Source organism: Streptomyces scabichelini (genome assembly GCF_011045015.1).
GTDB classification, from domain to species: domain Bacteria; phylum Actinomycetota; class Actinomycetes; order Streptomycetales; family Streptomycetaceae; genus Streptomyces; species Streptomyces scabichelini.
In genome coordinates this window covers 1-2,516 of the sequence record NZ_JAAKZY010000434.1, presented here as the reverse complement: position 1 = coordinate 2,516, position 2,516 = coordinate 1, and the positions used below count along the sequence as shown (strand labels likewise).

General features: G+C 71.2%; 4 protein-coding genes. 3 read left to right on the top strand and 1 reads right to left on the bottom strand.

Annotation, left to right across the window (positions count from 1 at the left end):
- Positions 1-184: dihydrodipicolinate synthase family protein (locus G5C60_RS50385; RefSeq protein WP_206441011.1), on the bottom strand; the 184-nt coding region annotated here is incomplete at its 3' end.
- 247 nt (positions 185-431) lie between these two features.
- On the opposite strand from G5C60_RS50385, the gene G5C60_RS50380 reads away from it, so the two are divergent.
- The 3 genes from G5C60_RS50380 to G5C60_RS50370 all read left to right on the top strand — a co-directional run bounded on the left by G5C60_RS50380 (position 432) and on the right by G5C60_RS50370 (position 2,411).
- The gene (locus G5C60_RS50380) at positions 432-800 is read left to right on the top strand and encodes an STAS domain-containing protein (RefSeq protein WP_165270991.1); all 369 of its coding nucleotides are present in this window, start codon (positions 432-434) and stop codon (positions 798-800) included.
- A gap of 79 nt (positions 801-879) precedes the next feature.
- On the top strand, positions 880-1,653 hold the full coding sequence (locus G5C60_RS50375) for an ANTAR domain-containing protein (protein ID WP_206441010.1): 774 nt from the start codon (positions 880-882) through the stop codon (positions 1,651-1,653).
- On the top strand, positions 1,650-2,411 hold the full coding sequence (locus tag G5C60_RS50370; protein ID WP_165270987.1) for a GAF and ANTAR domain-containing protein: 762 nt from the start codon (positions 1,650-1,652) through the stop codon (positions 2,409-2,411). The genes G5C60_RS50375 and G5C60_RS50370 overlap by 4 nt, the downstream gene beginning before the upstream one ends.
- The last annotated feature ends 105 nt before the right edge of the window (positions 2,412-2,516 follow it).

Sequence of the window (2,516 nt, the reverse complement as noted above, 5' to 3'; positions counted from 1 at the left end):
CGGCTTCGTCGAGGGTGTGGAACTCGCCCGCGGTGCCGTGGGCGTAAATGCCGTCGACGCCGCTGGTCAGCAGCGCGTCGAGCTGGCCCGCCAGCCGGTCCCAGACGATGTCGCCGCGGCCTTCGACGGGGAGCAGGAGCGTGCCCCACACCCCGGTGACCTGATCCGCCGCCAATGGCTTCATCGATGCTCCCTCCGGACGGGGCGAGTCTTGCACCTTCCGCCCCCGAACCAGTCACGAACCGACCAGGGACGGACACCTCCGGCCACCCCCGTCGAAGCCTGGAAAGGGCCATGGGCTGATCGCGCCACGGCAGTACGCTGGCCGTACGGCCGCCCGTGAACCCGGCCCTCTCCGTGCACTTCCATTCCGCGCAACAGAGGCCCTGCGCAAGGCGAAAGCCATCCCACCGACAGAGGAGATGGGGCGCATGGGCCCGCATCCCGAGCTGTTCGATGAGTGCCGCATGGTCCGGGCCGACGGCGAGTTGGACCTGGTGACCGCATCGGCCTTCGCGCATGACCTGGAGGACGCCCGCGACGGCACCGGCCGGCTGTTCCTCATCGTCGACCTGCGGGGCGTGACGTTCATGGACGGCAGCGTTCTGGCCCCGCTGTGCGCGGCGTGGGACGACTGCCGGAAGCGGCTCGGATGGGTGCGCGTCGTCCACACCCGGCCGGGCGCCGGTCTCGTGTTCCTGGCCGGCGGTCTGCTGGAACGGTTCCCGCGGTACGCGAGTGCCGAGGACGCCTGGAACGGCGTACTCGCCGACAGCGCGGCGGCGGACCGAGCCACATGATGTACGGCGGAAGCCGGGCGGCACCTCACCCCGGAGTGCCCCGGCCACCGCGGATCGGGGAAAGGTGATCAGCGACGGCATGGCCGATGTCCTTCGGTCGCTGCGCCAGGACGGGAGCGGCCGTCCGGCGCAGGCGTGCGCGCGGGCGCTGGGCGCCGGGGGCATCGCGCTGTCGCTGCTGGTGGGCGACGACCGGACGGCCGAACCACTCTGGTGCCACCCCGAGTTGAGCACGCGGTTCGAGGAACTCCAGTTCACGCTGGGCGAGGGGCCGGGGCCGGATGCGGTCCGCACCGGTTCGCCCGTCGTGGAGCCGGACCTGGACCGGGTACGCCCCGAGCGGTGGCCCACGCTGCTGCCGGCCGCGCGCGATATGGGCGTACAGGGTGTGGGCGGTTTCCCGCTGGGCATCGGGGCCATCCGGGTCGGCGTACTGACCGTGCTGTACGACGGGGACCTGCGCGTGAGTGAGCAGCAGTACGCGGACGCCATCGCCCTGGCGGCGGCGCTGACCGGCATGTTCCTGAACGGGGACCACGGCGGAGGCCGGAGCGGGGACGCCCCCGGAGTCGGCGTGTTCCTGGAGTGGCCGTCGGGGCTGCACCGCGCGGCCGTGCACCAGGCCACGGGGATGATCAGCGTCCAGCTCGGCGTGTCCATGCAGGAGGCCCTCCTGCGCCTGCGGGCCTACGCCTACGGCAGTGAGAGCCCCCTCGGCGAGGTTGCGCAGAACGTGGTCGCCCGCAGGCTCCGTTTCAACGACGACATCAACAACAACTTCGATGACAACTTCGATGAAAACTCCGACGACGATGTGAGCGGGCCGAATTCGCCCGACGGTGGAAAGGGATGATAGGCATGGCCCGCGAACGACGTCTGGCCGAGATCTTCGTGGAGGTCGCGGACTCCCTCGTCGAGGACTTCGACGTCATCGACCTGCTGCATCGGCTGTCCGCGCGCTGCGTCGAACTGCTCGACGTGTCGGCGGCCGGGATCCTGCTCGCCGACGCACACGGCGCGCTGCAGATCATCGCCGCCTCGGACGAGCACACACGCCTGCTGGAACTGTTCGCGCTCCAGCACGACCAGGGCCCGTGCGTCGAGTGCTACCGCACCGGCACCATCCGGACGAACATCGACCTGACGCGCACGGAGACGACCGCCGGCTGGCCGCGCTTCGCCGCACAGGCCCGCGAGACGGGGTACGTCACCACGCACGCCATCCCGCTGCGCCTGCGCAGCCGCGTCGTCGGCGCGCTCAACCTCTTCCAGACCACTCCGCAGCGCCTCGGCGACAACGACATCGCGCTCGCCCAGGCACTCGCCGACGTGGCCACCATCGCGATCCTCCAGCAGCGCACGCTGGAACAGTCGCACGTCGAGAACAGCCAGTTGGAGACCGCACTGACCAACCGCATCCTCATCGAGCAGGTCAAGGGCGTACTGGCGGAGCGCTGGAACAGCTCCGTCGACGACGCCTTCGCCGCGTTCCGGTCGTACGCGCGCGCCCGTCACCTGCGCCTGTCGGACCTCGCCACACGGATCATCTCGGGCGACCTCGACACGACGGCCATCCCGGCACCGGCCCGGCCCGAGGACCACCACGGCTGACCATGAGCGGACCGCTACGGCCATCGCGGCCGGGCCGTGCCGCGCCGTGCCGGGCGCTGCGTGCGGCGCAACCGGCGCGGTCCTGGCCGGAGCCCACCCGCCCCC

What these genes read in the sequence shown, in the direction of transcription:
- G5C60_RS50370 (WP_165270987.1), top strand. Translation starts at nt 1,650, where the DNA reads ATGATAGGCATGGCCCGCGAACGACGTCTGGCCGAGATCTTCGTGGAG.
- G5C60_RS50375 (WP_206441010.1), top strand. Translation starts at nt 880, where the DNA reads ATGGCCGATGTCCTTCGGTCGCTGCGCCAGGACGGGAGCGGCCGTCCG.
- G5C60_RS50380 (WP_165270991.1), top strand. Translation starts at nt 432, where the DNA reads ATGGGCCCGCATCCCGAGCTGTTCGATGAGTGCCGCATGGTCCGGGCC.